The organism is Mesorhizobium sp. M0296 (genome assembly GCF_040321675.1).
In the GTDB taxonomy this organism is placed as follows: domain Bacteria; phylum Pseudomonadota; class Alphaproteobacteria; order Rhizobiales; family Rhizobiaceae; genus Mesorhizobium.
In genome coordinates this window covers 12,055-37,532 of record NZ_JAMYRZ010000016.1, presented here as the reverse complement: position 1 = coordinate 37,532, position 25,478 = coordinate 12,055, and the positions used below count along the sequence as shown (strand labels likewise).

At 59.6% G+C, this 25,478-nt stretch carries 19 protein-coding genes and 2 pseudogenes; 10 read left to right on the top strand and 11 right to left on the bottom strand.

The features are described from left to right. Nucleotides 1-15 precede the first annotated feature (15 nt). A complete protein-coding gene (locus NKI97_RS17115; RefSeq protein WP_352835446.1) occupies nucleotides 16-1,248 on the bottom strand; it encodes a trans-sulfuration enzyme family protein in 1,233 nt (410 codons plus the stop codon). Between the two features lie 83 nt (nucleotides 1,249-1,331). Between NKI97_RS17115 and pdxR the strand changes: the two genes are divergently transcribed. From pdxR to NKI97_RS17095, 3 genes are all read left to right on the top strand, one after another. Further along, complete coding sequence (gene pdxR / locus NKI97_RS17110; RefSeq protein WP_502907109.1) at nucleotides 1,332-2,828, top strand: MocR-like pyridoxine biosynthesis transcription factor PdxR; 1,497 nt, start codon at nucleotides 1,332-1,334, stop codon at nucleotides 2,826-2,828. Nucleotides 2,829-3,279: 451 nt separating this feature from the next. Beyond that, nucleotides 3,280-3,882: a B3/B4 domain-containing protein gene (locus NKI97_RS17100; RefSeq protein WP_352835444.1), complete on the top strand. Its 603-nt coding sequence runs from the start codon at nucleotides 3,280-3,282 to the stop codon at nucleotides 3,880-3,882. Nucleotides 3,883-4,235: 353 nt separating this feature from the next. After that, complete coding sequence (locus NKI97_RS17095; RefSeq protein WP_352835442.1) at nucleotides 4,236-4,757, top strand: helix-turn-helix domain-containing protein; 522 nt, start codon at nucleotides 4,236-4,238, stop codon at nucleotides 4,755-4,757. A gap of 277 nt (nucleotides 4,758-5,034) precedes the next feature. On the opposite strand, the gene NKI97_RS17090 is transcribed toward NKI97_RS17095, so the two are convergent. Next, a complete protein-coding gene (locus tag NKI97_RS17090) occupies nucleotides 5,035-6,090 on the bottom strand; it encodes a cytochrome-c peroxidase (protein WP_352835439.1) in 1,056 nt (351 codons plus the stop codon). Between the two features lie 1,342 nt (nucleotides 6,091-7,432). Between NKI97_RS17090 and NKI97_RS17085 the strand changes: the two genes are divergently transcribed. Beyond that, nucleotides 7,433-7,903 carry a Ros/MucR family transcriptional regulator gene (locus NKI97_RS17085; protein ID WP_023679671.1) on the top strand — a complete coding sequence of 157 codons (471 nt, stop codon included), beginning with the start codon at nucleotides 7,433-7,435 and terminating at the stop codon, nucleotides 7,901-7,903. 213 nt (nucleotides 7,904-8,116) lie between these two features. Here NKI97_RS17085 and NKI97_RS17080 read toward each other — a convergent pair whose 3' ends face one another. After that, nucleotides 8,117-8,329 carry a cold-shock protein gene (locus NKI97_RS17080; RefSeq protein ID WP_023679670.1) on the bottom strand — a complete coding sequence of 71 codons (213 nt, stop codon included), beginning with the start codon at nucleotides 8,327-8,329 and terminating at the stop codon, nucleotides 8,117-8,119. Nucleotides 8,330-8,720: 391 nt separating this feature from the next. On the opposite strand from NKI97_RS17080, the gene NKI97_RS17075 reads away from it, so the two are divergent. From NKI97_RS17075 to NKI97_RS17065, 3 genes are all read left to right on the top strand, one after another. Further along, nucleotides 8,721-8,930 (top strand): hypothetical protein, encoded by a 210-nt coding sequence (locus NKI97_RS17075; RefSeq protein WP_352835436.1) that lies wholly within the window; start codon nucleotides 8,721-8,723, stop codon nucleotides 8,928-8,930. A 961-nt stretch (nucleotides 8,931-9,891) separates the two neighbouring features. Further along, nucleotides 9,892-11,304 carry a M16 family metallopeptidase gene (locus NKI97_RS17070; protein ID WP_352835435.1) on the top strand — a complete coding sequence of 471 codons (1,413 nt, stop codon included), beginning with the start codon at nucleotides 9,892-9,894 and terminating at the stop codon, nucleotides 11,302-11,304. A gap of 524 nt (nucleotides 11,305-11,828) precedes the next feature. Beyond that, complete coding sequence (locus NKI97_RS17065) at nucleotides 11,829-12,395, top strand: aldehyde dehydrogenase family protein (protein WP_502907108.1); 567 nt, start codon at nucleotides 11,829-11,831, stop codon at nucleotides 12,393-12,395. An 827-nt stretch (nucleotides 12,396-13,222) separates the two neighbouring features. Here NKI97_RS17065 and NKI97_RS17060 read toward each other — a convergent pair. The 4 genes from NKI97_RS17060 to NKI97_RS17045 form a co-directional block, all read right to left on the bottom strand. Further along, the gene (locus NKI97_RS17060; RefSeq protein WP_352835433.1) at nucleotides 13,223-15,226 is read right to left on the bottom strand and encodes a class I tRNA ligase family protein; all 2,004 of its coding nucleotides are present in this window, start codon (nucleotides 15,224-15,226) and stop codon (nucleotides 13,223-13,225) included. Nucleotides 15,227-15,561: 335 nt separating this feature from the next. Further along, nucleotides 15,562-16,341, bottom strand: a complete 780-nt coding sequence (locus NKI97_RS17055) for a phytanoyl-CoA dioxygenase family protein (protein ID WP_352621179.1) — start codon at nucleotides 16,339-16,341, stop codon at nucleotides 15,562-15,564. Nucleotides 16,342-16,848: 507 nt separating this feature from the next. Next, the gene (locus NKI97_RS17050) at nucleotides 16,849-18,153 is read right to left on the bottom strand and encodes a lysine N(6)-hydroxylase/L-ornithine N(5)-oxygenase family protein (RefSeq protein ID WP_352835431.1); all 1,305 of its coding nucleotides are present in this window, start codon (nucleotides 18,151-18,153) and stop codon (nucleotides 16,849-16,851) included. Between the two features lie 146 nt (nucleotides 18,154-18,299). Beyond that, the gene (locus tag NKI97_RS17045) at nucleotides 18,300-18,470 is read right to left on the bottom strand and encodes a hypothetical protein (RefSeq protein ID WP_352835428.1); all 171 of its coding nucleotides are present in this window, start codon (nucleotides 18,468-18,470) and stop codon (nucleotides 18,300-18,302) included. 1,163 nt (nucleotides 18,471-19,633) lie between these two features. Between NKI97_RS17045 and NKI97_RS17040 the strand changes: the two genes are divergently transcribed. Together NKI97_RS17040 and NKI97_RS17035 are read left to right on the top strand one after the other, a co-directional pair. Beyond that, entirely contained in the window at nucleotides 19,634-21,724 is a 2,091-nt protein-coding gene (locus NKI97_RS17040) for a prolyl oligopeptidase family serine peptidase (protein ID WP_352835426.1), read from the top strand. A 175-nt stretch (nucleotides 21,725-21,899) separates the two neighbouring features. After that, nucleotides 21,900-22,595, top strand: a complete 696-nt coding sequence (locus NKI97_RS17035; RefSeq protein ID WP_502907110.1) for an OmpW/AlkL family protein — start codon at nucleotides 21,900-21,902, stop codon at nucleotides 22,593-22,595. 432 nt (nucleotides 22,596-23,027) lie between these two features. On the opposite strand, the pseudogene NKI97_RS17030 reads toward NKI97_RS17035, so the two are convergent. The 3 genes and pseudogenes from NKI97_RS17030 to NKI97_RS17020 form a co-directional block, all read right to left on the bottom strand. Next, nucleotides 23,028-23,497 (bottom strand): annotated as a pseudogene (locus NKI97_RS17030) (transposase); the annotation flags it as partial. Nucleotides 23,498-23,502: 5 nt separating this feature from the next. Further along, nucleotides 23,503-23,730 (bottom strand): DUF982 domain-containing protein, encoded by a 228-nt coding sequence (locus NKI97_RS17025; protein ID WP_352835423.1) that lies wholly within the window; start codon nucleotides 23,728-23,730, stop codon nucleotides 23,503-23,505. A 92-nt stretch (nucleotides 23,731-23,822) separates the two neighbouring features. Next, a complete protein-coding gene (locus NKI97_RS17020) occupies nucleotides 23,823-24,104 on the bottom strand; it encodes a DUF982 domain-containing protein (RefSeq protein ID WP_352835420.1) in 282 nt (93 codons plus the stop codon). 17 nt (nucleotides 24,105-24,121) lie between these two features. On the opposite strand from NKI97_RS17020, the pseudogene NKI97_RS17015 reads away from it, so the two are divergent. Continuing rightward, a pseudogene (locus NKI97_RS17015) lies at nucleotides 24,122-24,223 on the top strand (transposase); the annotation flags it as partial. A 96-nt stretch (nucleotides 24,224-24,319) separates the two neighbouring features. On the opposite strand, the gene NKI97_RS17010 reads toward NKI97_RS17015, so the two are convergent. Further along, nucleotides 24,320-25,279: a hypothetical protein gene (locus NKI97_RS17010; RefSeq protein WP_352835417.1), complete on the bottom strand. Its 960-nt coding sequence runs from the start codon at nucleotides 25,277-25,279 to the stop codon at nucleotides 24,320-24,322. Nucleotides 25,280-25,478: the final 199 nt, after the last annotated feature.

Sequence of the window (25,478 nt, the reverse complement as noted above, 5' to 3'; positions counted from 1 at the left end):
CCGCACGCCAAGTCATCACAAGACGTCCAAAGCCCGCCGCAGATCGGCGATCAGGTCATCGGCGTCTTCGAGCCCCACCGAGAGACGCATGAGGTCCTCGCCGACTCCGTCGGCCAAATGGGCATCCTTGCGGATCGGCTGCCGAGCACGTGTGAGGCTTGCTGGATGATAGATGAGGCTGTCGGTATCGCCGAGGCTGACAGCCCGGGTGATCAGGTTGAGCCGGTCCATCATCCGGCACGCGCCTTCGTATCCAGCGCGAAGGCCAAAGGCCAACATGCCCGACCCGTTGGACATCTGCTTTCGCGCCGTCACCTGATCAGGGTGCGAGTCGAGGAAGGGATAACTCACCCATGCCACCGCCGGGTGCGCCTCGAGCGCCCGAGCCACCGCAAGGGCCGTGCCGCTGTGCCGTTCCATGCGCAGCGTGAGCGTCTTCAGACCGCGCAGGATCAGGAAGGCTGACATGGGCGAGAGCGCTGCGCCGGTGATGTAGCGCAGGCCCGTTTCGTGCAGCGTGCGGAGCGTTGGCGCGTCGCCCAGAAGCGCGCCCCCAAGGGCATCGCCGTGCCCATTGATGTACTTGGTCAGCGAGTGGAGCACGAGGTCTGCCCCATGTTCGAGCGGCCGCTGGAGCGCGGGGGAAGCGAAGGTGCTGTCGACTGCAATCTTTACACCGCGCGCGTGGGCGCGCTCGGCAATGGCAGCGAGATCAAGGATGCGGCTCAGCGGATTCACCGGCGTCTCGAAAAAAACAAGCCGGGTCCGCTCGGTAATCGCGGCATCGAGATTTTGAGGATCGGACAGGTCGACCGCGACGACCTTGATGCCGAAGCGGGGGACCGCCTGTTCGACCATGGCAAGCGTGTTCGCATAAAGCGTCCTGTGGACGATGAGTTCATCGCCTTGGGACAGGAGCGACAGGATCAGTGTGCCGAAAGCCGCCATCCCCGAGGCAACGACCAAACCTGCCTCGGCTCCTTCCAGATTGGCGAGCCGTTGCTCGAGGATCTCCGTCGTCGGATTGTATTCGCGCGCATAGAGCCTTCCGCCAAGCGCGGCGGCGGCCTCGTTCGCTGCCACGCTTTCGAATCCATAGGTCGAGGTCAAGAAGACTGGCGGCTGAACGGCATTGGAAAAGCCGGCGGGATCGTAGCCATGATGGATCGCCCGAGTGGCGAATCCGGGACCGGTGTCGTTGAGCGACCGCGTGAGAGCATCGGTTTCCGATTGATAGGAGCGGGTCATTCGGCCTCTGAGATCTTTCTTGGGTTTCCGAAAGATTGACGGCAAACTGGCCAATGTGAAATATCCAGTTGGCGATGAATGAAATGGTCCAGTCTTCAAGTGCCGGTTCTGCAGGTCGCACGCACGCGATGGGTGCACGCCAGATCTACGAGGCTCTTCGCGAGCAGATCCTCGGAAGTGTCTACGAAACCGGCAGTCAGCTGCCGTCCTCCCGAGGCCTCGCAAATGACCTTGGGGTTTCGCGAACGACGGTGACGGTCGCCTATGAGCAACTGGCTGCGGAAGGTTTCATCGAAGTCCGTCAAGGCGCACGACCTCGCGTTGCATCTTCGCTGATCGGTCCTGAGACGAGCCGCACTGTCGCGAAACGAGTCGGCCCGGTTCATCTGTCCGCCTATGGCGAACGACTGCGCGTCACGCGGCCCTGGCCGGATTATCTGCCGACTGGGCTGAAGGTCGATTTCCGCTATGGCGACCTGGCGCCGTCAGACTTCCCCCCATTGGTCTGGAAACGTGCGATGAGCAAGGCGATGGGGCAGCGCCCGTTGCGTCTTGCCTATGACGATCCGCGCGGCTCGCGCCGGCTGCGCCAGGCGCTCCAGGGCTATCTCTGGCGCGCCCGAACCCTGAGCTGCGACCTCGAGCAGATAATCATCGTCAACGGTTCGCAGCAGGGCCTCGATCTGTGCGCTCGCCTGCTTCTCGATCGTGCCGACCGCTTCGTCATCGAGGACCCGTGCTACAGGATGGCGCGTCAGGTCTTTGCCAGTACGGGTGCCTTGCCCGTCCCCGTCACCGTCGACGAGGACGGGATGAAGACAGAGTTGCTGGCGGGGATCGGGGCGCGACTGGCCTATGTCACGCCATCGCATCAGTTTCCGCTGGGCGGCGTCATGCCGATCGCGCGCCGCCATCAGCTTCTGGAATGGGCGCGGCACAACAACGCCTATGTGATCGAGGACGACTACGACAGTGAATATCGCTACGACATCAATCCGGTCCCTCCGCTGCACAGTCTCCAGGACCACGGGGCTGTCATCTACCTCGGCACGATCTCCAAAACGCTCTCGCCGATGCTGCGTATCGGCTACCTCGTCGTCCCGCCGGAATTGCAGGAGGTCTTCGCAACCGCCAAACAATTCGCGGACCGGCATTCGCCGGTGGCTGAACAGGAGGCTCTGGCCTCTTTGATCGAGAGTGGCGGCTACGAAAGCCATGTGCGGCGCGTGCGCAGGCTGAACGGCGAGCGTCGGGGGACATTGTTGGGCGCCTTGCGGCGCAGCTTCGGAGATCGCATCGCTGTCCAGGGAGCAGAGGCCGGTCTGCACGTCGTCGTTTGGTTCGACGAACTGCCGCGATCGCGGGAAACGACCCTGGTCGAAGCCGCCCGAGGCGCGGGCCTGGGGCTTCACCTGATCTCGCCCCTTTACGAGCGGCAGTCGGACGAAGGCCACATCGATCGCGTGGGGCTTGTCATGGGCTATGCCGCTTTGAGCATTCGGCAAATCGAGAAGGGCGTTGAGATCCTGCGAGCGGTTGTCAGGCAGGTGCAAGACGCGTTGCCGGGACACGGTGGCTAAAACGGCGGGACGTGGCGTGCTGGCGAGGAAACCGACCCTTGGGCTGAACCGCATTTCGTTGCAAAGCCAACTGGACTGGGAATACGCCATGCAACTGGTGCTGTTGATCAGGCCAGTTTGGCGGCAGATTTTCGTGCGAGACGAATTTCCGAGAGCGATGCATGCGGCAAGGAAAACTGCTTCACATCCATATCGCGCCCGCTGCCTTTTATGAAATGGAGGATTTGGCGGAGGCGTAGCTTGTTGCCGGCCGAGCGGGCTCGAGCACCCGCAAGACATAATCGACGATCTCTATCAGGCCTCTCCACGGCCGAATGATGGAATTATCCAGCGCATGGTGCGGCATGCACCACGCCGATGCTAGAAGATCTGGACGCTCGACAAGCACCTTTTTTCAAATATTTCCCGAACGACCCGCAGCGCAAAGCCTCCCCATGAGAAAAGAGCATCCATGTCTTTCACGCCATTGATTGCCCCCGAGATCAAGGCCCGCTACCCGGATTTTCATCTGATCAGCATTGTGGTGCGGAACGCCGAAATCGACGTGCCGGATGCACAGGCGTTGAACGACACGATTGCGGCGGCGGAACAGGCGGCGCTTCGCGATGACGCCCAAAGGGACGCGCATCTTGCGGCGTGGGCCGTTGCCTACGAGGCTTTCGGCACAAAGGCCAATCGAACGCCGTGCTCGGCCGCCGCGCTTCTCAAGCGGGTGCGGAAAGATGGCTCTCTCCCGCGGATATCCCCACTGGTTGATGCCTACAATGCCGTCAGCGTGTTGTATGGCGTTCCGATTGGCGGGGAGGATCTCGATCTCTACCAGGGGGTTCCGGGACTTTTAATTGCGAAGGGAGCGGAGCCATTCGACACGATCCAGCAAGGTGAAATGGTAACCGAGCATCCCGAACCGGGCGAAGTCATCTGGTGCGATGATGCCGGTGTCACGTGCCGCCGCTGGAACTGGCGGCAGGGGCGGCGCACCATGTCACGGTCAATACCCGCGCCATGTGGCTCGTGCTGGAAGCCCTCGGCCCAATGTCAGCTAAACAGATGACGGCCACCGGAGAGCATTTGATGGGACTTATCCAAGCGTTGTGCCCGGGTGCGCGAATCGAAACCGCGCGAATCGACGAGTCCACTACATCTCGTGTTCCTTAGGGCATGGCCCCACCTTTCGGAGAAACACCCCACTCAGCCCTGTCCGGATCTGGCGCTCCTTGCTCGCTCCGCTGGCCTACACAGTTGATTGCGAACGACCCAGAACGGCTCTCGAAAACGAGCGTCGAACGAAATCAGATCACCGCTTGTTCTCCCTTAGCGTTGTTTGGCGTACTTTTATCGCGATGCCCTCCAGTGTTGGATGGTCCAAATTACGCAAGCTCGGTCGAGTGATCGCGGAGAAGCTTAATGTCGACTACATCGAAATTCATGGAGCGGTTCGGACAACGGGTGCGAACCCGGGACGTCGTGCCGGTGTCGTCAGGCTCTCCCGTCCGACTGAGCCTCGGTTTTCTTCACGGCGCGAATACTCCTGAGGCCGCCCGCATTCTCGTTAAGAGACAGCTGCCGCTCAGGACGGCCCACGCGATACTCACGGAGGTGGTCGATCACGGCAAGGCGTTCGTGACGGTTCCTTGCGTCGACGACCTGTTGGCACTGAAGAATGAACTGTCGTCCGCAGGCGTGATCGCGAAGGTTCATGCGCCGCGGCCGATAAGTGTTCGCGAAGTCCGGGATCGCACGAAGCTCTCTCAGGAGGCATTCTCCGTGAGGTATGGCCTCGATCTGGCAACGCTTCGAAACTGGGAGCAAGGTCGCTCGAAACCGGATGCAGCGGCGAATACTCTCCTTTGGACCATCGCCCGGAATCCGGAAGCAGTCGAAGAATCGCTGGACATGGAGGACGGAGTGGCTGCCCCTTCGCCCTAAGGGGGCCGATCACTTCGGCGCGCGGCAATTCGGCCGCCAGCGCGATGGCCGGCCGCCGCGCGGTATCGCCAGCGCGCGAGCCTCATGCGTCAGACGCCTTCCTTGGCATGTCGCACGCCAGATCCCAAACATGATTCCATCGCAACGAGCTGGTGACGGAAGCAGTGTCTGCACTTTGGAAACGAGCCATTTGCGTTCTCATGGACGTCGCGACTCGTCTCGTCCAGTAAAAGTCGCAATCATTGTCAATTGCGATGTTCCGCAGTCAGCTGGCCGTTTATTTTCCTAAGATCTGCGTTATAGGCCGGGGTGTTGTCGCTGTTTCGGCGGGTAAGATGGGATAGGCGACCTCGGGTGCCTTTCCGGTCAGCGAGTTGAGGAAGGCAACAAGCAGGTCGACTTCTTCGTCCGCCAGTACCACGCCAAGCTGGGTGGTTCCCATGATGGCAACGGCCTGTTTCAGATCCCAAACCTTGCCCGAATGAAAGTATGGCGCGGTGAGTGCAACGTTGCGCAGCGGCGCCACGCGGAAAACATAAGAATCGTCGGCTGCATTGGTGACCGCAAATCGGCCCTGGTCTTTTTCCGGCAGGACCTCGGCGCTGGGCTGTTCCACGAGGCCGAATGGGTAATAGGCTTCCCCACCAACGTTGATGCCGGCATGGCAGGACGAGCAACCTTTGTCCATAAAAAGCGCCAGGCCCTGTTTCTGTTCGGAAGTCATGGCAAGCTCATCACCATTCAGGAAGCTGTCGAAGGGGGCCGGCGTGACCAGTGTCGCCTCGAAGGCTTCGATTGCCTTGGCGAAGTTGTCGAAGGTGACCCGATCGGCTTCAGCCGGAAAAGCTGCATCGAACCACTCGACATATTGCGGCATGGACTTGAGCGTGGCGATGACTTGGCCCGGTGTATTGGCCATTTCGATGCCGGCTTGGACCGGTCCCTTCGCCTGAGCCTTCAGGTCTGCGGCACGACCATCCCAGAACTGGGCGATGTTGAAGACAGCGTTCAGTACAGTCGGCGCGTTGCGCTGTCCCTTCTGCCAACCATGGCCGATCGAGGTTTCATGATTGTCGTCGCCGCCGGTGGCCAAGTTGTGGCACGAGTTGCACGACAAGACGCCTGACGCCGAGACGCGTGGATCGAAGAACAGTGCCTTGCCGAGAGCGATCTTCTCCGGGGTGATCGGGTTATTGGTGACTGCCCGCGTGGTGGGTGGCAAAGCCTTGAAAGTGGCCAGTGCCGTTTCTCTGAGGTCTGCGGGGATCGAATCCGCAGCAAAAGCGGTGGCTGTCAGCAAGGGGACAGCCATCGTACTGAATAGGATTTTCATAAATGATCTCGCTGCGTCGTGCACGCAGCCACTCTGGGATATGCGGCTCGTGAACGCCCTGCGCTAAATCAGTTGCGGGAGAGGACCGGGTGGTCTGACACCTGTTTTCGCGGCAGAGCTTGGACCGTCCCGGAATGAACGCTCTTCTCGACCGGATTTCAGGGAGGCGGAGGATCGCTGCTCGGCAAGCGGCGGCGCCGGAGCCGTGCTTCGGTTCTCTCTGCGCCTTCAACTATGAAGAAATCGGGGCCGCCACCGTGTCAGATTCGGTTTGGGGCCGGTTATCTGTTCCGCAGCAGGTCCTGCTCGACTTCCGCCTGCCTTCGTCAGATCGACGTGGGCCCAAATCGATCCGCGATAGTGTCTCGTAGCACCTTTGCGGGACGATCTTATTTCGACTGTAGAGGGCCGTTTCGCGTGAGCAAATTACACAAATTTCAAAGGGCGCCCGAGTAGCTGTTTTGATTGGCTTGTGAGGCCTATAGCCTCCATCGAGCGAATATTGGCAGACGACGGAGCACAATTTTGGCTTCGTTTATCATCTTGCTTCAATGGGACAACTTCTTTGCAATAACTACACGGCAATTTACCGTCACGAATTTGAGAGAACCAAGTCCCAGGCAGTGGTTTCACATCAGAAACATTGCAGTCCTGCCGCGAGAAGCCGATTTACAAATACAACAAGATGATTAACATCGCCATAGGGCGCAAAATATTGTTTGTTCGCTATAGTACGCTCCAGATGCCGGCGAAATCTCGATACAATAACCTCGTCGGCGTTCCCGCTCCGGCTTCAGATACGACTGCGACGCCTATACTTGCGCTTTTCCACTGCCCGACATGCAGGCAGCGAGCCATTGCATCGCGGAGGTTGCATCTTCCAATATGACGACCTGTTTCGCAAAGCGGAAAAGAGTCTTGCGCGCTGCGCTCGCAGGTTTTCGTCCGTTCTATGCATCAAAGCACGCCGTGAGGGCGGCTTCGTAGATCCGGTCTCTGCGATCTTCTGGCAATTCGTTGAGAAAATCAGCGGCCACTGCTCTGCCACCGATTTCACAGCCAAAGAGAGGATGGCGAACAGAAACAGCCCGCTTCGTTTCGAGATTACTGGTCGTCTGGCGCAAAGCTTACGGCCGAGACGCGCCTGAAAATGCGCAAGCACCGCGGCAGGTCGCCAACAACGGAACGCATCAACGGTCATGACGGCGCGATACCGCGCTATAGATCTCGCTGCTGGACGAGCATCGCAATAACCCTGTCGAGACCTTGGTTGCTTTCAGCGGCGACCGCCACTATGAAGCGACGCTTCGCCGACTGTGTTTCACGCCGCCTGGAGAGTTTCATGACAGAAGAAGCCGAAAAAAACATCGACACCCTCATCGAGCTCACGGCCGATGTCGTCTCAGCCTATGTCTCCAACAATCCGATCCCGGTGGGGGATCTCCCTGCCCTCATCGGCCAAGTGCACGCGGCTCTGAAAGGGACGGCGGAAGGTGTCTCTGCAAAAGAGCCGGTTGCCCTTACGCCTGCAGTCCCGATCAGGAAGTCGGTGACACCGGACTACATCATCTCCCTTGAAGACGGGAAGAAATTCAAATCGCTAAAGCGCCATCTGTCGACCCACTATGGACTGACGCCGGATGGATATCGGGCCAAATGGGGCCTACCGGCGGATTATCCCATGGTCGCGCCGAACTACGCCGCGGCGCGCTCGTCATTGGCCAAGACAATGGGGCTCGGCCGCAAACCGAAAGCGCCGGAAGCGCCGGAGCCGGCGCCGACGAAGCGAACCCGCAAGAAGGTCGCGGCTTGATTTCGGCAATGGAGATTCGTTCTGGAGCGTTGCAGCCATCGGCTTAATCTGCGCGTCATATAAAAAGGCGGGGCCAACCCCGCCTTCCTTTCAAACAACTTTGTTTCATGAGGAATTCGCGACGCCTGCAGCAATCTGCTGCCCTCAGTTTTTGCTCGCTCCTATCGGCCGTGAGGACCTCCGGACCTACGCGCCCACTCTTGCCAGGACGTTTCAACCAGCTTTGCTGAGGCTGCCAGCGGAGGATTTGCCGGTGCGGCGATCCTGCTCGATCTCATAGTTGATCTTCTGGCCGTCAGCGAGGGTCGAGAGGCCCGCACGTTCGACAGCCGAAATGTGGACGAAAACATCCGGACCGCCATTGTCGGGCTGGATAAATCCAAACCCCTTGGTGCTGTTGAACCACTTTACCGTTCCAGTAGGCATATACGTGTTCCTCCTTAACAATTGCAACGTGGGCAGGCCATTAGGCCTGCCCGACTCATAGCCGAGACTTGGGCGCAGCAAAAAGCGAAAAATTGTTAAGCCCCGATCAGCTGGCGCACTCCATTTTGGCCGTAGTCGCCAGCAAGCAGTGTCCTTCACTACCGCTCGAGCATGGCCGGAAGCGCCCGATCCTTCCAACGCTCCTCAGCGCCACGTCTATGGCTGGTGCTTGGAGGCACGGGACGTAAGGCCGACCGCTGCTCGTGCCGCCAGGTCAAAGGCCGGGTGGTTCACGGAGCTACCTTCGTGCATAACCGCTTGGCAAGCGCTTGAAGGAGTTTCGAATTGGATTGTTTCAAGAGGGTTCGAGGAGTTAATCGATGCCACCAGCGTGGAAGCGATCGATAACGCGCGCGTTTTGCTGGACCAGTTCAAGGGCAAGTCAGAAACAATCGCCCAAGCGATCGATGACTTCCTACTTGATTTCATGACCTTGCTGTTTGTGGTAGAAGCTACCCGCGAGCGGTTCCACAATCCGGCGAGGCGGTTGGCGCGTATCAGATTGAGCAGGATCAGGCTGTTACTCACCCGATGCTCTTGACCTAAGGGACCACGCCGCCAGCAATGCGTTTGCAGCCGCAAAGAAGGCAAAATCTGTTCGCCGGCAAACCGAGCACAGCCAGGCGGTATTTACCCAGATGAATTCGATCGCGACCGCCAAATTCTCCTGTTTGGTACCCAGCGACGACGGCAAGCGCGGACACCTTCCGTGCTGCTGTCCTCCAGCGACAAACGTGCCTGCATGCCCCCATCCACGGCGAGCTCGACGGTTGTTTCTTACGTTTGACCAAGGTCCCGCGCAAACACTCCCCTTTCACGCAGCAACTCATCAGGCTCAACGGCCTCGCGGCAGGCGCATTACGCCAGAAGCGCGCAACCGAATCGTTTTTTCCGGCCCGAGTCCTACGATCTTCGTTTTCCAGCGCCTCGCGGATATCGCCCAACTCGCCGATCTTTGATCAGATCCGTCTTCGCGCGCGAGCAGGCTCCGCGCTCGAGTTGGCTGGGCTGCTCACGCCTCTGCCCTTCAGCATCGACCCGGTCTGGCTGTCGAGGACAGGGTTCCGCTGGGGCGACCAACATCTCCATTCTCACCGTCAGTGCAGCGGCCATTCGAAGCGCATCCTATACCCCTCCCCCGGCAGCGCGCCCAATCGTCTTCCGAACGAAGAAGATATTCTCAGCCGCGCGCGCGTCGCGTTCGGCCCTGTCCGATGTCCGACAATGTCGGATGCGCAACATGGCAGAGCCCGATTTGTCCACATGCCTCGAACGGTTTTCTGATCTGGCACGGTGCATGCTTGGTCTTCGCAAGGCCGTCGCGGACCAAGGAGAATCCGTCAATGATCACTTCACCAAGAAATACGGCCGCAGGTCTCCTGGGTCTATCCAAAGATGAGGCTCGAGTAAGGCCTGGCACCATGAAGAGCTTATTCATCTGGCTCGGCGCTGCCCGCCGATCCTCCCACGCAGGGAGACGGGGACGCAGCGCCTTCATCAAAATGAGGAACAAATCACGTTGCCTCGAACCTTGCCTTTCGACCAGCCACCACAACCGGAGCCATCGATCGTCCGCCTGGCTGCGCAACGCCACCGCGCTGGCCCTGGTGACGACCGCTCCGGCTCTGGCCGCCACCGACGGCGGCAAGGTGACCGATTTCCTGCTCGACAACGGCATGGAAGTGGTCGTCATCCCCGATCACCGCGCGCCGATCGTCACTCATATGGTCTGGTACAAGATCGGCAGCGCCGACGAGCCACCCGGCAAATCCGGCCTTGCCCATTTCCTCAAGCATCTGATGTTCAAGGCGACGATCAACCACCCCGCCGGCGAGTTCAACCGAGCCGTCTCAGCCATTGGCGGCTACAATAACGCCTTCACCGCCTATGACTACACCACCTTCCTCGAGACGGTGGCGCCCTCGGCGTTGGGTGAGATGATGGGCTTCGAGGCCGATCGCATGTTCAACCTCATCCTCAACGACGATGATATCAAGACCGAGCGCGACGTGATCCTGGAGGAGCGCCGTTGGCACAGAGAGACGAACCCGCAGGCTCTGCTGGACGAGGAGGTCAACGCGACGTTGCGGCAGAACCAGCCCTACCGCATTCCGGTCATCGGCTGGATGCAGGAGATGGAGAAGCTGAACGGCACGGACGCATTCACCATCTACAACAAATACTACCGACCGAACAACGCCGTGCTGGTGGTGGCCGGCGACGTAGAGCCTGAGACGGTGAAGGCGCTGGCCGAGAAGACCTATGGCAAGGTTGTGCGCGGGCCGGACCTGCCCCCGCGCAACCGTTCGGTCGAGCCGGAGCAGAACACCAGGCGCACAGTGACGCTGACCGATGCGCGCGTTTCGGTGCCGAGCTTTTCCACTCAATGGGTGGTGCCGTCCTATCATACGGCAGAGCCCGGCGAGGCCGAGGCGCTCGACCTGCTGGCCGAGATCCTCGGCGGCGGTAACCGCAGCCGGCTATATCAGGAACTTGTCGTCAAGCAAGGCATAGCCTCGGCGGCAGGCGCCTCCTTCCAGGGCACCATGCTAGACGACACCAATTTCACCATCTCCGGCTCGCCGCGCGGCGATGCAAAGCTCGTCGATCTCGAAGCGGCGGCCGTTGCCGAAGTCGCCCGGATCGCCAAGGATGGCGTCACCAGCGACGAGCTGGACAAGGCCAAAGACCGCTATATCCGCTCGGTGATTTTTGCGCACGACGAGCTGGACCACATCGCCAACATTTATGGCAAGACGCTCACCACCGGTGGCAATGTGAAGGACGTGCTCGAGAGGCCGGACCGCGTCCGCAAGGTCACCACCGACGAGGTCAAGGCGGTCGCCGCGCGTTATCTGGTGCTCGACCATTCGACGACAGGCTATCTTTTGCCGCAGCAACAGGCGGGGAATTGATCATGAGCTCCATCCCCATGCAAATGCGCCGGCCGGTCTTCCCTCGGCGCGCCTTCGCCACCCTGTTCCTCTCCATCCTCTTTCTCGCCGGGTAAACGGGATCTGTTTAAAGCCGCGAGGAGCGGTTTTCGCGGGCCTTGCCAGGCATTTGCCGGTTCAGGCGTCATTATTGGGGTGCGCTCCTCCTCAGGCCAGCCTCTCTTCGAGTGGATAGAGTCGCCGATTCGTGGTCCGCAGATTGTAAGCGCAGGCCACCAGCATCCACTCCGCGCGGCTGGCGAAGCCGATGTCCGTTGTTCAATCGTTCGACTCGTAGAACCGCGAGGCATCTTCTAGGTATTCAGGTATTCTCCCTTTCCAGTCGGGTACCGTGGTCTACCAGCTGTCTGGCCGAGGCCCTATAAGGAACCCGGACGTCGCGGAGTACACACCGCACCTGCTATATATACCTGCTGCGTCGAGGAGGAATCCGGTATTGCCCCTGTGCCTGCCGATGATCCGTCACCTGAGATCCCCCGATCTGTTTGGGCCCATTGATCGCCTGCCGGCACTTGGCACGCGGATTAGCGAGCGGACATTCGAGGTCCTCAACCCGTCGACTGGCGAAGTGCTGGCAGAACTACCCGACATGGGTGTCGAGGAGACATGCGCTGCGATCGACAAGGCCTATGTCGCGCAGCCTCGCCAAAGGCGGCGCAATTCGATGCGGGGGCAAACGCATCGGCACGAATGGCACGTTTTTCCAACCGACAGTCCTGACCGGTGTCTCCAGCGAGATGACCGTCGCGCAAGAAGAGACATTCGGGCCGCTGGCACCGATTATTCGCTTCAAAGATGCGGATCAGGTCGTGCGTGAGGCCAACGACACGATCTACGGCCTCGCGGCCTACTTTTATGCCTCCAACCTGAAGCGTGTCTGGCGTGTGGCCGAGGCCTTGGAATATGGAATGGTCGGGGTAAATACCGGCCGGATGTCTTCAGAAGCGGCGCCGTTCGGTGGGATAAAACAGTCCGGCATCGGGCGGGAGGGATCCCGCCATGGCCTCGAGGACTACCTCGAAATGAAATATCTCTGCATAGGCGGCATCTGAATTTTCGGCTTGCAGGGTTCACAGACCGGGTAACCTAGCGAGCGATCTCCAAATATGTGAATTGATCGCTCCTCGATTGGGAACTGAGGGGCGGCTCCGTACCCAAGCAAACACGCAATCCTGAAGGAGCACCCTGGCTGGACTTATCTCTCGACGAGACAAGCGTCTGCATTGTCGGCGAAAACGGCGTGCATGTGACGGAGGATTACGCTTGCGAGGGATTTGGCGACCCTCGCCGACTATCTTCAGGCGACGGGCTGTCTTTGCGCGGGTCTGGTTGGAGGCTTGTGCACCATCGCGATCGTGAACGCTGGTTGTGCGCAATATCCGGTTTCTGGGGCAGAATTTTGAACCTGCTACCTTCCGATTGTCAGTAGCTCAGTTGTTCTTCGGCCGACTGCGGCGCCAGTACAGGCTCGGCCAGAATCGAAGATACCATCAGGCAGGCATTCGCATTCGAGATTTCCGGTGTCGGCGCACGATCCAGGGCGCGCCAGGTTGACCAAGCGCCTCGAACGGCATGACAGTCTTGACCGGCTGGAGGACGGAAATCCCGCGATGCCGAAGAGGTTGGTCAGCGCAGTCGAGCCCACACGGCATTTGCGGCACGAAACAGCAAGGGCTGGGAAGCGATCGGCCGAGCGGTCCTCGAAGGCGCGGGCCAGGGTGTCGACGATGCGTTAGTTCAGGTCCGCCAATCTGGTCTCTACCGTCTGATAGCGGCTTCGGTCGCCAGTGACAGCGAGTAAAGATATTTGGCATCATCGGCTTTGATTGCCGCGCAGATCTGGTCGAGATTGGGATAGCTCACTGGTGCACCTTTGGGCTCATAGTGCTTCCTCCTCATCGAGATGAGGATTGCCGGATTTGGCGTAGAACACCAACACGGGTCCGAGATCAAAGCGCGTCCCGGGCGCAAGGCGCTGGACGGACCGGGGCCATGTTTCGATTGAGACGCCATCGATGCCTCGCGCCAGCGTTCTGGCGAATCGGGGCATCAGCGGAGCGAGTGTCGGCGCCAGGATCGCAGCGGCCGTCGTCTGAAGGGCTAGCGAAGTCCGATTGCGGGCGGGATAGGAACGTCGCGCCGCCGCATAGTCTTGCGCCCGACGGTAGATCACGCAATCGCGCACGAAATCGCAGACCTGAGCGGCCGCGCGCCGGACCGAGAAGCCTTCGTCCGAATAGGCGCTCTCCATCGCCGCGCGATAGATCTCTATCCGAGCAAAGAAGGCGCGGTCGGCCGGGCTCCAGTCGCCTGCATCGGGTACACGGCCGCTAAAATCCTGCTTGATTTCCTGGTTCAACGCATCAAGCCAGTTCAGCCAAATCCCTTGGAACACCTCGCTCTCGGTGCGGCGCAGCGCGTCCAGCGTGAAATCGGTCCGCTCACCTTCCGGGCGTGTCAGGCCCAAATGGAGGCGCACGACGTCGACTGTCTTTGGGCTCAGAACCTCCTTGCCCCAGACTGCATGGCGGCAGCTGGTTGAGAACTTCTTGCCGTCGAGCAGGTAGAACTCGTTGAGGTGATATCGGATGCGTGGCGTCCAGTGGGAGAAGACCTCGGCGTAAAGAGCGGGGTAGAGTAACGCGTGGTAGAACGAATTGTCGAAGCCGAAGAAATGGACAATCTGCCAGTCGTTGCCGGGCATCTCCGCCTTCCAGTCGCGACCCATCGAGCGGCCGAGCGCCTGGATGTTGTACAGAAAACCGAATGCCATCTCCGGCCACACCCAGATCACTTGCCCCGGGAACCCTTCGGCCGGCAGGCCCCAGTCCGAGGGGTGGGTAATGGGCACTGAAAAGTTGCCGCGTCGGCGTAGGCGCGCGAAGAGATCCAAGATCCGTAGCGGGACGCCCGATGCCCTTAGATGCCGGTCGATATTGTCGTAGCATCGGTCCAAGGCAAGTTCCGGGCGACGGACGGAGCCGACCAGCGGCGCCTCGGCGGACTGCCGTGACCGGGCTGCACCCAAGTCGTGGCAAAGGTTTGGGGCGCCGCATTCCTCGCAGATGTTGCCACCGGCGGAGCCGCCGCAATCGGGGCAGAGGCCGCTAACATCCGGCTCGTAAAGATAGTGGCCTGTCACAGCATCGAAAAGCGCAGGGCTCTGGCGCAGATCTACCGCCGTGCTGCTCAGAAGACTGCGGAAACACGCGGCTTGAAACTCGCCGTAACCGTCATCGCCCATTGTGGGTTGGAAACTGTGGACGTCACAATCGAGAAGTGCAAGCGTGGCGCGAATCTCGTCGGCGTAGTAGCGCGCCACGTTTGCAGGCGTCGATTGATCGGCATCGGCGCGTGTCGTGACGTAGCTCTGGTTGTCATCGCTTCCAGTGAGGTGATATGCTTCGACTCCTTTCATGCGCAGGAAACGAGTATAGACGTCGGCGCCGAAATAGGGGCCAGAAAGATGCCCCAGATGCAGATCGCCATTTGGCGTTGGCGGCGTGGAGAAGACGAAGATCGGCCCGCGTGGAGCCGTGGTCTTTGCAGCGGCATCAAGGGCGGCGTCGCCGTCTCGCCAGTAGACATCGACGAAATCTAGGTCTTCGTTTCCGTCGTTGCGCAGCACATGCGCTTCAAAAGGGTGGAACAGAACGACATCGCCCGCCTCGACCGAGATTTCCCCACGGTCGGTAGTGACTTTGCCCGCGCCAGAAAGGACCACAAAGGCCTCGATTTCGTCGTGCCGATGGGGCTCGGATGTAGCGCCCGGCGCCAGCCTACCGAACGAAAAACCCGTGCCGACGCTTCCCGTTCCGAGCGTGGCCATGTCGATACCGAACGCCCGCGACAGCTCCGTTCGAGAAAACGTGTGTTTGCGCATGACAACGAACCTAAGCTGTTGAAGCCGTGGGATCTTCGGCTGCCAACGCAACAGCCTCCCGTGCGATTCGCGGAGAGAAACGGCCCGACCCGTTGGCGGCCCCGGCCAGGATAATGCAGCTCTGGGCCACCAGGCGGGCGACGAGGGGGGCGCCAGTCGGGCTGTAGGCGTCATAGAAGACCGCCCTGCGACCACCTCCACAATCCACGTGCCGAACCGTCGTAACGGGCTGCGGTCGATGCTCCGCGAGCCCGCAAATCAGAACGCCATACTCTCCGCGCATTTTTGAGCGGTCGATCAGTTTCGTGTGCATGCCTCCGCCTGGCTGCGTGAGCTCAATCGCGATAGAAAATGCCATTTGGGGGCTTGAGTTTGTCGAGATCGGCCACTTTGCCCTCGGGCGGGTTAAGGGCGCGCTTAAGCACGTTATATTCAGCGCGGGTCGGGCCACCGGTTGAAGCACGCTGGAACACCAAGTAGAGTGTCCGCCGCGACCGATTGCTTTTGTTCGGTCGTGAGTAGTGCGGTGCGTAATCGTCGAAGATGAAGATGTCGCCAGCCTTCCATACTACGGGTTCCCAGGAGAACATTTCGGCGACTTGAGGATCGATCACCCCACCGGCATCCATGGGAAACACCCCCTTCTTGTGGTTGCCGGGGCTGAAGAAAAGCCCGCCGTTTTCCGGGTCGGAGTCGTCGATGCCTATGGCAACTACCGCATGGACCATCCGGTCGGGGAGTTTGTGTGGAATGTGATAAATGTCCTGATGCGGGAGATAGCCGCCGCTGTCGGGGTAGTGGAAAATCAGCAACTCCTTGAGCCTGCGCGAATCTTCGCCAAGCAAATCCTCGACCGCTGACTTTATGCGCTGATCTTCTAAGAGCAAACGACGCAATGGATCATGGAAGTCGAGAAAATTCTCGATCTTGGAGATGATCTTTCGATTGTCCGTCGTCTTCTCGAACCACATGAGCCATTTATCATCGCTGACATCCCAGCGTGACATATCTTCGACAAAAGTAGAGATATCTTCCTGAGCCGCTGGAGCGAAGAACCTTTCGAGCCTGACGTATCCGTCTTTCTGCCACTTTTCTCTTTGTGCATCAGTCAACATGCGAAAAGCCTCCTGTTGGAAAGACTGGTTGGTCGGACATCCCAATTAGGGCAGTCGGGTGCTGGTCAAGTTGCGGGGTCCACTGAGACGGACTCACGTCATGTGGGACGGCGATGCTAAGTGCGTTCCGCTCCGGCGGATATTGTCCGCAGAAGCTCGGCGCGAGACTGCCTATGTCAGGCTCAGCCGGGTCCAGGGGTTCCGTAAACTGGGCCGGATCAATCGCTTCACCCGGTCCAGCCACGACACGCATCGCTAAAGGCCGGCACCATCCGCTGACCGCCGACCCAGCCATGGCCGCCAAGACCACGGCGCTCTTTCGAGTGAGCGACCTGGTACGGTCTTGACAACCGTAGGGGAAATGCACGCCCGCAGAATAATGCGATGTGCCGCTTGGTCCAAGGGCTTGTTCGGTCACGATGATTTCGGAGAAGCCTCCGGCCTTCGCCGCAGCGGAGGCGGACATCATTCCTAGGATGCCACCGCCGATGATCAAAAGTCTACGAGTCATATCCCGCTGCCCATTTCTTCGGCTGCGGGGTCGGGCCAGCTCTCGATCGAGGTATGGCTGATGAAGCCAGGATGCTCGGGGTTCGCGCATGGCGCGCGCCCAAGAAGGCTATCGAGGATGCGGCGCGCGCGCCAGGCCAGCAGGCTTAGGTTCGGATCGGCCAGGCCGCGCTGCCCGAGGCTCGCGTTTTGTACGAAGATGCGTCTGTCACGCGGTCCGTCCCAGCTCACCGAAAAATCCTCGCGAATAGCTAATTCATTGTCGATCTGCTCCAGCCGGTGCGCGATGGGCTCCAAGAAGTCTGGCACCGCGTTCTCGTAACCGGTGGCCAGGATGACGATGTCAGCCGTGACTTCTTCGACGTCGTCCATGCCGTGCTGCAGGGTCAGCCTGTGACCCGGTCCGGCGTTGATGCAGTGCGAGACGGTGCAGCCCGGCCGCAGTGTGATGTCGCATCGGTTTGGCTCGAAAAATGCGTGGCGGTACAGCGCCTGATAGATCGCGCGCAACGTGCTTTCCGAAATGCCGTCCGAGGCAAGCACGTAACGCCGCAGGAGCAGCTTACGCTGCGACTCGCTCATCGCCGCGAAACGATCCGAAAAGCAGGGCATGAACAACTCGTTTGTGAAGGGGCTGTTGTCGAGAGGCAGGTAGTTCTCGCGCTGCGAGACCCAAGTGATCGAGGCAGGCCGCCGTTCTTTCGGCAGGCCGACAAGGTGCAACATCACCTCGGCTCCCGACTGCCCTCCGCCAACCACGCAGACATGCTTTCTCCGCACCTCAGGATGGATGTGCAGCAAAACAGATGAGTGGAACAGGTTGCGTCCAGTCCAGCCCTGAAACTGAGGCGGGATTTGCGCCTGCTTGCCAATGCCAACCACGACGTTTCTGGCGCCGAGAACCGCCTTATCCGTCCGCACCCGAAACTCGCCGTCAAAGCGGATTTCACGCACCGTCTCGCCGCCACGCACAAGTGGGTTCCTGTGGAAGACCCAGTTCAGGTATTGCTCGAACTCAACTCTGAGCACGGCTTCGAACTGTGCGTTCAGGAAGTGATACAGACGCCCGTTCTCGTGCAGGAAGTTTACGAAAGTGTAGGCTGATCGCGGATTCACCAGCGTGACCAGATCCTTGAAGTGGCAGACCTGGAGCTCCGAGGAATCGAAAGCGATGCCTGGATGCCAGCGGAAGTCGACCTGCCGATCCAGGAACAGTGCCCCCTGCCCAACTTGCTCGTGTATCTGACACGCAAGGCTCAAATTAGACGGCCCGGCACCGACCCCAACGCAAGACAACTCCACTGCTTTCCTCCTATAGAGTCTTCCCACTAGCCGGCTTGTTCGCGGCGAATATCGGCCATAGCCTTTGGGCCCCTGGCGGACGTTTTCGAGCCTTGGTCCCGACCGGTTTGGGGTCATGCCGGCGACGTGGGGCAACGACGTATGTCCTATCCGCCCGTCTGGATGCCCGCGTCGCCACGCGAGACGCTTTCCAAGCCCATGAGGTGTTGAAGCCGGCGCAATCGCCCCGCCTCAACCATCATGCCTTTCGGCGGCTTGATGGTAGGCGAGAGCGCGGTTTTCACTGCGGCGACGGCATTTTCGGTGCACATGACCATGGGCGACCTCTCTTCGATGCAGAGTCCCCTGCATCGGCCGTGCCAAAGACGGAACATTTTATTAAACAATGGGTTGGCGGATTTGCGATCCTGTCGGAAATCCGACATTGAGGGAGACGCCTCACTGCGGCGCCCGATTTGCACGTCGATGTCGCCTTTTTCCGAATAGCTAATCGGGGCACCTTCTGCACCAGAATACTTCTCTTATGGAGACCAGCAGGAAGTCTTCATGAACGGACAGTGCAGAACCTTGTGTCTCTGCCGGACAGATCGCAATTTCCTTCTCCCATCGAGGTCAGCAGTTGCAAGAGCTGCCAGATCCTTCGCCCTATCGTGCCGTTCACTGGCTCGATCCCGGACATCTTCGGAGCCCGCGATCATGAAGCGTGGCGCACTCTCATGTCCGCCGCGACGCCTCTCTCATGGGGAAGCAATTCTCTATGTTGGTGTCGGATCGATGCTCTTGATGAGATGGTTGCAGATGGGGGCATGCCCAGACCTAAGCACATCAATGATTGGGCGATATGGGACCTTCACCAACTGGATTGTCGAATCTCTGGAAAGATAGCCGGAAGACAATTGCGTGATGACCACTCTGCCGGTTCCAAAAGCACGTGCGCCGTTCGGTCCCTACGACTCAATCCAGGCGGAGGGATGAGGCCGCAAAGCAGTCCTTTGCGCGCCCACCGGTGGGCCAGGATAGAGGCAACGTAAACGCAGTTATCCGATGATCGCGCCGCGGTGTCCTCAGGCCGTGCCGCGCCCGACATCGGCGACGCAGTGGTCGTCGCGTCGCCGATGTCGATCCGAAGTTCGGCCAGTTTCGCGGTGAGCTTCACTGCATATTCCGCAGTGCCCACCGAGCTGGCACGGGAGGTTCTATCAGGCGGTCACGGCTGCATTCGTTGTCGGATGTTCGACGATGTCGGACATGAGACACAGCGTCATCAGGGTGATCGCATTGTTCTGAAACGATTTTCTTATTTGGCACGACTCCTGCGAGGCTGTCCGCAAAACGCGCTGCGGCACGGACAGAGGAGAAATCATTACATGATCATGCGCGCCGAACATGCGGTCGCAGCCGCGAAAGCGGAGCTTTCCCGGGCCGACGGAAGACTTTGCGCCTGTTTTCCAGGCGACTTCACTCTTCGGGTTAACCGGACATGACCGCATTCGATTGCCGCCCAACGCTGAATGGTCCCGACGATGATCCGTATCTTTGGCTCGAAGATGTAGAAGGCGAACGGGCACTTGACTGGGCCGCCAGCCAGTCTGCCAGGACCCTGGAGCAGTTCGGTGGACCGCAATTCGAGCGGGACCATGACGCCCTGACAGCGATTTTCGATCGCCCTGACCGGATCCCCTTGAGCAGGCGCCGCGGCCAGTACCTCTACAATTTCTGGCAAGATGCCCGAAATCCGCGCGGACTGTGGCGCCGGACCACCCTTGCCGCCTATATGAAAGTTGATCCTCAGTGGGAGCTACTGCTCGATCTGGACGCCCTCGCCGCTAGTGACGGAGAGGACTGGATCTGGGGCGGCGCGTCCGTTGAGCCGAAGAGACGGGAAAGAGCCGTTCTGCGCCTGTCGCGCGGCGGCAGCGACGCGGTCGTGCATCGCGAACTCGATCTGGGATCTCTTAGCTTTGTCGCCGATGGTTTCAACCTCGCGGAGGCCAAGGGCGAGGTTAACTGGCTCGACCCTGACACGCTGCTGCTTTCCAGTGCGCTTGGTGATGGCATGGCCACCCGCTCCGGCTACGCGCGCACCGTGCGGCTGTGGAAGCGTGGCGCGGATCCGCTCACCGCGCCGGTAATATTCGAAACCGGTTCCGAATCCATTCGCGTGTCCGGCCATCTGGACCGCACCGCTGAGAGCGAGCGCCTCTGGTTCATCGAGGGGTCGACCTTCTTTGAGACGATCGTCAGAATCGGCGACAGGAGCGGGCCGAAGATGCGGATCGACCTTCCTCGGGACGCCTGGTGGAGCGGCTTCGGCGACTGGCTGGCGGTAAAGCCACGCAAGCCCTGGACAGTCGGAGGGATGACCCATGCCGCGGACGCGCTGATCGGCATCTCGCTTTCCTCCTTCATCGCCGGCGAGCGCAGTTTTGCCATCCTCTTTGAACCAGGCGACAGGCGCTCCCTGCAATCATTCTTCTGGAATAACGGGAAGCTCGTTATCTCCTACCTCGTCAACCTCGATCCACGTTTCGAGATGTTCACCCCCCAGGGCCACGAATGGACGCGCCGAGCGCTGGACACCGTGCCCACCGAAGGGACTGTTCACCTTTGGTCGTTCGATGCTGAACCTCACGAGACCAATGGAGAGGTCCTCATTTCGGCTCAGGACCCGATCACGCCGCCGAAGCGTCTCCTACTAGACCTCAATGCCGCAGCGCCTCTCGGCGCTCCAGTAATCCTGAAGCGCGACCCGGAGAATTTCGACGCATCTGGGCTGGTGATGACGCGCCACGAGGCAGTCTCGACCGATGGTGAGATGATCCCTTATACGCAGGTCGGTCCGGCGAATAGGAACGGGGATGCCCCGGTTCACCTCACCGCCTACGGCGGGTACCGCAAATCGGTCCTGCCCCACTACAACTCCTCGCTCGGCAAACTGTGGCTCGAACGCGGCGGCACGTGCGTGGTGGCGAACATCCGGGGCGGCGGCGAGTTCGGCACCCGTTGGCACGAGGCGGGGCGCAGGGCGGGCAAGCGTCTCACCCATGACGATTTCGCCGCCGTTGCCGCCGACCTCGTGCGAAGAGGCATTACGCTGCCGAGGCGGATTGCCGCCCAGGGCGGCTCAAATGGCGGCCTTCTGATCGCCAATATGCTTACCCGCTATCCTGAGCATTTCGGCGCGCTCTTCTGCACAGTCCCGCTTATCGATATGCGCCGCTACACCAAGCTATTGGCGGGCGCGAGCTGGATTGACGAATATGGCGATCCCGACAAGCCGGAGGAATGGATTTTCCTAAAGGAAATCTCGGCCTATCACGCCGCGACACCTGGACAGCCCTACCCGCCGATCCTGCTTGCCACCACGAAGCGGGACGACCGCGTCCACCCGGGCCACGCGCGTAAGATGGCCGCAAAGCTGCAGGCTCTTGGCTATCCCGCCTACTTCTACGAGCCCGGCGCGGGCGGGCATGGCTCCGGCAAGAACAATCGGGAGCGGGCCGCATTCATTGCCCTGGGCACCAATTTCCTTCGCAGCGCGATCGGCTGGCAAGCCGAGGGCGTTCGATAGGTGGAACGGAGACAAAGGGCAACGTTTCAACAAGTGAGTACAGGTCGATGATTGCGAGCACGGCGCAAATAATGTGTGCGCTGTCCCACGCAAACTGCGCATGAGCGCTCCGTCGATTCCAGCAGGATTTTTCATAGTGCATCGCATCATTTCTGAAGAGCAAGGAGAGAATATCATGGCGAGAAAGCGAATGGGCGTGGCGCCGGGAGTAACAGCGGCCGTGATCCTCATGGTGGTGGGACAGCAGGCCGTCGCGGCGGACCTTGCGCACCCCGCGTGCGTCCCGCAGGCAAGAGCCTCGGTCACGGAAGCGCCAAGCCCTTGGCAGATCCGGCTGCGTGCGTTGGGGGTCGTCACTGAGGATTCGGGCTACGTCAATGCAGTGCCCGGCTCCGGTCTTTCTTATTCAAACACGGTGACGCCGGAACTCGATATCTCCTATTTCTTCACGGACAACATCGCCGCCGAGCTTATCCTCGGCACCACCTATGCGAACATCGAGGGCCAAGGAGCGATCGGCGCGCTGGGCAATATCGGCAAGGTTTGGCTGCTGCCGCCCACGCTCACATTGCAGTATCATTTTACCGATTTCGGCGCGTTCAAGCCCTATCTCGGTGCTGGCGTGAACTACACGATCTTTTATAACCAGGACGTCGGCAGCGCAGATGCTCTCCATGTTAAGAACACGTTCGGCACCGCGCTGCAGGTCGGGTTCGACTACATGGTGGATCAGCACTGGGGCGTCAACTTCGACGCGAAGAAGCTTTTCCTCAAGCCAGACTTCGATGTCACGGTGGACGGCGCGAAGCTGACGGGAAAGGCCGCGCTCGATCCGTGGTTGATAGGCGCAGGCATCACCTACCGTTTCTGATGGGAAGGTGAAGTCGGGTCGTTGAAGATAAGGGCGCCTCGTGCGCCCTTTTACCGTCAGCCCCGCACAGGCAAATCGGTCGCTGGATCATTCGAAAAGGCTTTGTTGTTGCCCGCAGGCGAGAAAGTTGTCCGAAGTCCGAGGAACGCTCTGATCAGTTTTACGAATGACCATCCGCCTCATTACAGCCGTTGGAACCTCGAAGAAACCATTAGTGGAGCGCAGCCTCGCCACCGAACAAGCAGATCATTCCTGTTCTTTGGGTCTCCGCTGGCGCCTGCAAAGGAAGTGCTTAGAGGCAATTTGGAGCAGGATGGCTTCGCCGTTGTTGATGGAATGCCGGGGCCAGCACTCGTAGCTGGACATCGGCTCAATGACGTCGACAGGCATGCAGGCTAATGCCGCAAAATACCGTGAGTGCGGCCATCTCCAGGTGCGCGCGCCAACCAGCGCGCTGTGCAGGGCTTCGTCGCGGGCACGCGTGATCTGCCGAGCCTGACCTGCCGGGGTTGGAATTATCCTTCGACGTTAGGCCGAGCCAGGCGGCAAAGTCTCGGGGGGCCGATCGAAAGTCTCAGATGCCGGCGTCTTCATCACCAGTAGCGACGCACCGATCGGGGGCCGACACCGGGAGTGGCGCCAGGCGCTGTCTGCACTCCTTGGCCCGATGTTAAGCTCTCAAATCTGGCGTCGACATCTTTCAGATGTGTTTGCAAACTGCGCATATTTCTTGAGCATAAGCGCGAACAGCTCCCGCCGCCAATCCGGCAGCGTCCATCTGCTAAGATACGCTCGAGCAGCGGTTCGATCTGCACATTCTTTGGCGGCGATCAGCCCCATATTCTGTCAGGTAGTTGCGGAATCGCATTGGCGAGTGGCGTGGGATTGCGGATCAGCCTGTCGCAGGTCAACCAGCATCGGCCGCGACGAAAGCGCGTCGATCAACTGGCGACCGAGCCTTCCCACGCAGCACCTGCAGACATACGTCCATTGCTATCCTACTCTTCTCGGTCTGACGACCGATATCCCGCAGCAAGATAGCGACGGCGTCATTGACGTCGAGCACGATACGCTCTGAGCCGTGGCGGCCGACCTGCACAATGACTGGCCTTTCGAACTTGCTCAAGCCGGCCATCTCCCCTCCTTGACAGCCAGTCTGCGGCGACAGGCCGAAAGCTAAACCGAATGTTACTCGCGCCTCGCTCCAGTCGCATCGGCGAATAGCATTTAGACTTTTGCGGTGCCCGCTTTGCAGGCAGCAATCCACTGCATCGCAGAGGTCGCATCCTCCAATATCCCAACCTGCTTCGCAAAGACGTAAAGCGCGTCGCGCGCCGTACCTACAGGCTTGTGCTCATCGTCGTGGGCACGATCTCTGCGATCTTGCGGCCATTCATCGAGAAGATCGATGGCCTCGGCAAGACTTGCAATCTCTTGCACGATGTAATGGGGCTGCCGAAAGCCTCGGCCTTCATTTGTTCCTCCCGACCTGCTGAACAGCCAGTGCATGTGAGGCGGGGGCCGTCCTGCGCAAGCTGACCCGCCGCGGCCTGCGCGGCGTCAACCTCATCGTCTCCGACGCCCACGAAAGCATCAAGGTGGCCGTCACCAAAGTGCTGTGCGCCTCCGGCACATTGCGGTCCCACCATGACCGGTTCGCCTGTTTGAGTGCCATGAGCATCATTATTCTCCAATCGCCCGAATCGGCGTGTGCTGTTGTGGGGCTACGGCGCCTTTGCGGAAAGATAGGTTTGCGCTGCTCGAAGTGTTTCGTCAATATCCGACAACAAGATCGGCAGTTTCGGAGCAAGCTTCTTGTTGTTTCCTTCGAACGCCAGGAGAAACTCTTTGTCGTGCACGGTAACATAGTTGAGTTTAACAAATTCTGCTTTCGAGAGTAACGGCTTTGATGCCATATCTATTATGGTGCGCGGCTCTAATCGGAGAAGCGCGCGCTGGAGAATGGCTTGGTATTCATCATTGACATCGGCCCATGCGATTACGACGATCGACCGTGGTTCGCGTGCGTGCCCTATCTCTGCCGGGCGCGTGAGCGCGACGTCTATGTCAGGCCAGGCGCGGAGACGTTTGCGAAGGTTCTTGGGGTTCCGCGTTACGATTGTCGTGGAACGAAATCGCTCTCCAAGACCAGTTCTGATCAGCTCGCAAATCGGCCTATCCGCCCCGATCAGGTAAAGGCGATCAGGTAGCTCTCCATTCGGAAATCGATGAGCAATGATGTCTCGAACGATGTGATAGTAGTTGAGCGATGCAATAAACCGCTGTCGCTCACGCGATGCGCGACCTATATCAATTGCCAACCGTACCATCTGGAAAATAGGAAGGCTTTGGTCAAGAAGTTCGATAGCTTTCGCGAGCTGATCGCTGATATAATTATCGCCAAGGACCTGGGAACGAGCGCCGGACGCAATCTCGGCGAGGCGCTTAATAATAGTGGGCGCACCTTCAATTCGTTCAGCTGAAAAGCCAGAAAATATCGTGCTGTCGATATTTCTCAGTGCGTGCTCCTGACCATAGACCTCAACTCGCAAGCAGGATGCGACCAGGAGAACTCCGCGTCTTGCAAGATCGTTCGCAATTGGTTTTATCTTAGCCGAATGCTGCGCCATTGCGAAAGGCGAGGTCATCTGGTGATCAACATAACGGCCAAGGAACTCGCTCATCGTTTCGTCCTGAAGTTGATTGAAGCTCAAGCTGCCTTTGATGGCGGCACGTGCTTGAGCTCAAGGTCTTGCACCGAACCTCCCGTCGCCGCGAGATGCAGAACCGCATCCGCGCCTTCGAGAGCCATGCTGTTCGCACCGATGTTTGCAAGCCTCGTGCCGATTTGGCGGATCGAGACGAAGAAGAATATTCTTCCGT

What these genes read in the sequence shown, in the direction of transcription:
- NKI97_RS17055 (WP_352621179.1), bottom strand. Translation starts at nt 16,341, where the DNA reads ATGTTGACTGATGCACAAAGAGAAAAGTGGCAGAAAGACGGATACGTC.
- NKI97_RS17035 (WP_502907110.1), top strand. Translation starts at nt 21,900, where the DNA reads ATGGCGAGAAAGCGAATGGGCGTGGCGCCGGGAGTAACAGCGGCCGTG.
- NKI97_RS17090 (WP_352835439.1), bottom strand. Translation starts at nt 6,090, where the DNA reads ATGAAAATCCTATTCAGTACGATGGCTGTCCCCTTGCTGACAGCCACC.
- NKI97_RS17080 (WP_023679670.1), bottom strand. Translation starts at nt 8,329, where the DNA reads ATGCCTACTGGAACGGTAAAGTGGTTCAACAGCACCAAGGGGTTTGGA.
- NKI97_RS17100 (WP_352835444.1), top strand. Translation starts at nt 3,280, where the DNA reads ATGTCTTTCACGCCATTGATTGCCCCCGAGATCAAGGCCCGCTACCCG.
- NKI97_RS17025 (WP_352835423.1), bottom strand. Translation starts at nt 23,730, where the DNA reads ATGGCCGGCTTGAGCAAGTTCGAAAGGCCAGTCATTGTGCAGGTCGGC.
- NKI97_RS17085 (WP_023679671.1), top strand. Translation starts at nt 7,433, where the DNA reads ATGACAGAAGAAGCCGAAAAAAACATCGACACCCTCATCGAGCTCACG.
- NKI97_RS17020 (WP_352835420.1), bottom strand. Translation starts at nt 24,104, where the DNA reads ATGCACTGGCTGTTCAGCAGGTCGGGAGGAACAAATGAAGGCCGAGGC.
- NKI97_RS17010 (WP_352835417.1), bottom strand. Translation starts at nt 25,279, where the DNA reads ATGAGCGAGTTCCTTGGCCGTTATGTTGATCACCAGATGACCTCGCCT.
- NKI97_RS17045 (WP_352835428.1), bottom strand. Translation starts at nt 18,470, where the DNA reads ATGGTCATGTGCACCGAAAATGCCGTCGCCGCAGTGAAAACCGCGCTC.
- NKI97_RS17070 (WP_352835435.1), top strand. Translation starts at nt 9,892, where the DNA reads ATGAGGAACAAATCACGTTGCCTCGAACCTTGCCTTTCGACCAGCCAC.
- NKI97_RS17040 (WP_352835426.1), top strand. Translation starts at nt 19,634, where the DNA reads ATGACCGCATTCGATTGCCGCCCAACGCTGAATGGTCCCGACGATGAT.
- NKI97_RS17095 (WP_352835442.1), top strand. Translation starts at nt 4,236, where the DNA reads ATGTCGACTACATCGAAATTCATGGAGCGGTTCGGACAACGGGTGCGA.
- NKI97_RS17115 (WP_352835446.1), bottom strand. Translation starts at nt 1,248, where the DNA reads ATGACCCGCTCCTATCAATCGGAAACCGATGCTCTCACGCGGTCGCTC.
- pdxR (WP_502907109.1), top strand. Translation starts at nt 1,332, where the DNA reads ATGGTCCAGTCTTCAAGTGCCGGTTCTGCAGGTCGCACGCACGCGATG.
- NKI97_RS17060 (WP_352835433.1), bottom strand. Translation starts at nt 15,226, where the DNA reads ATGCGCAAACACACGTTTTCTCGAACGGAGCTGTCGCGGGCGTTCGGT.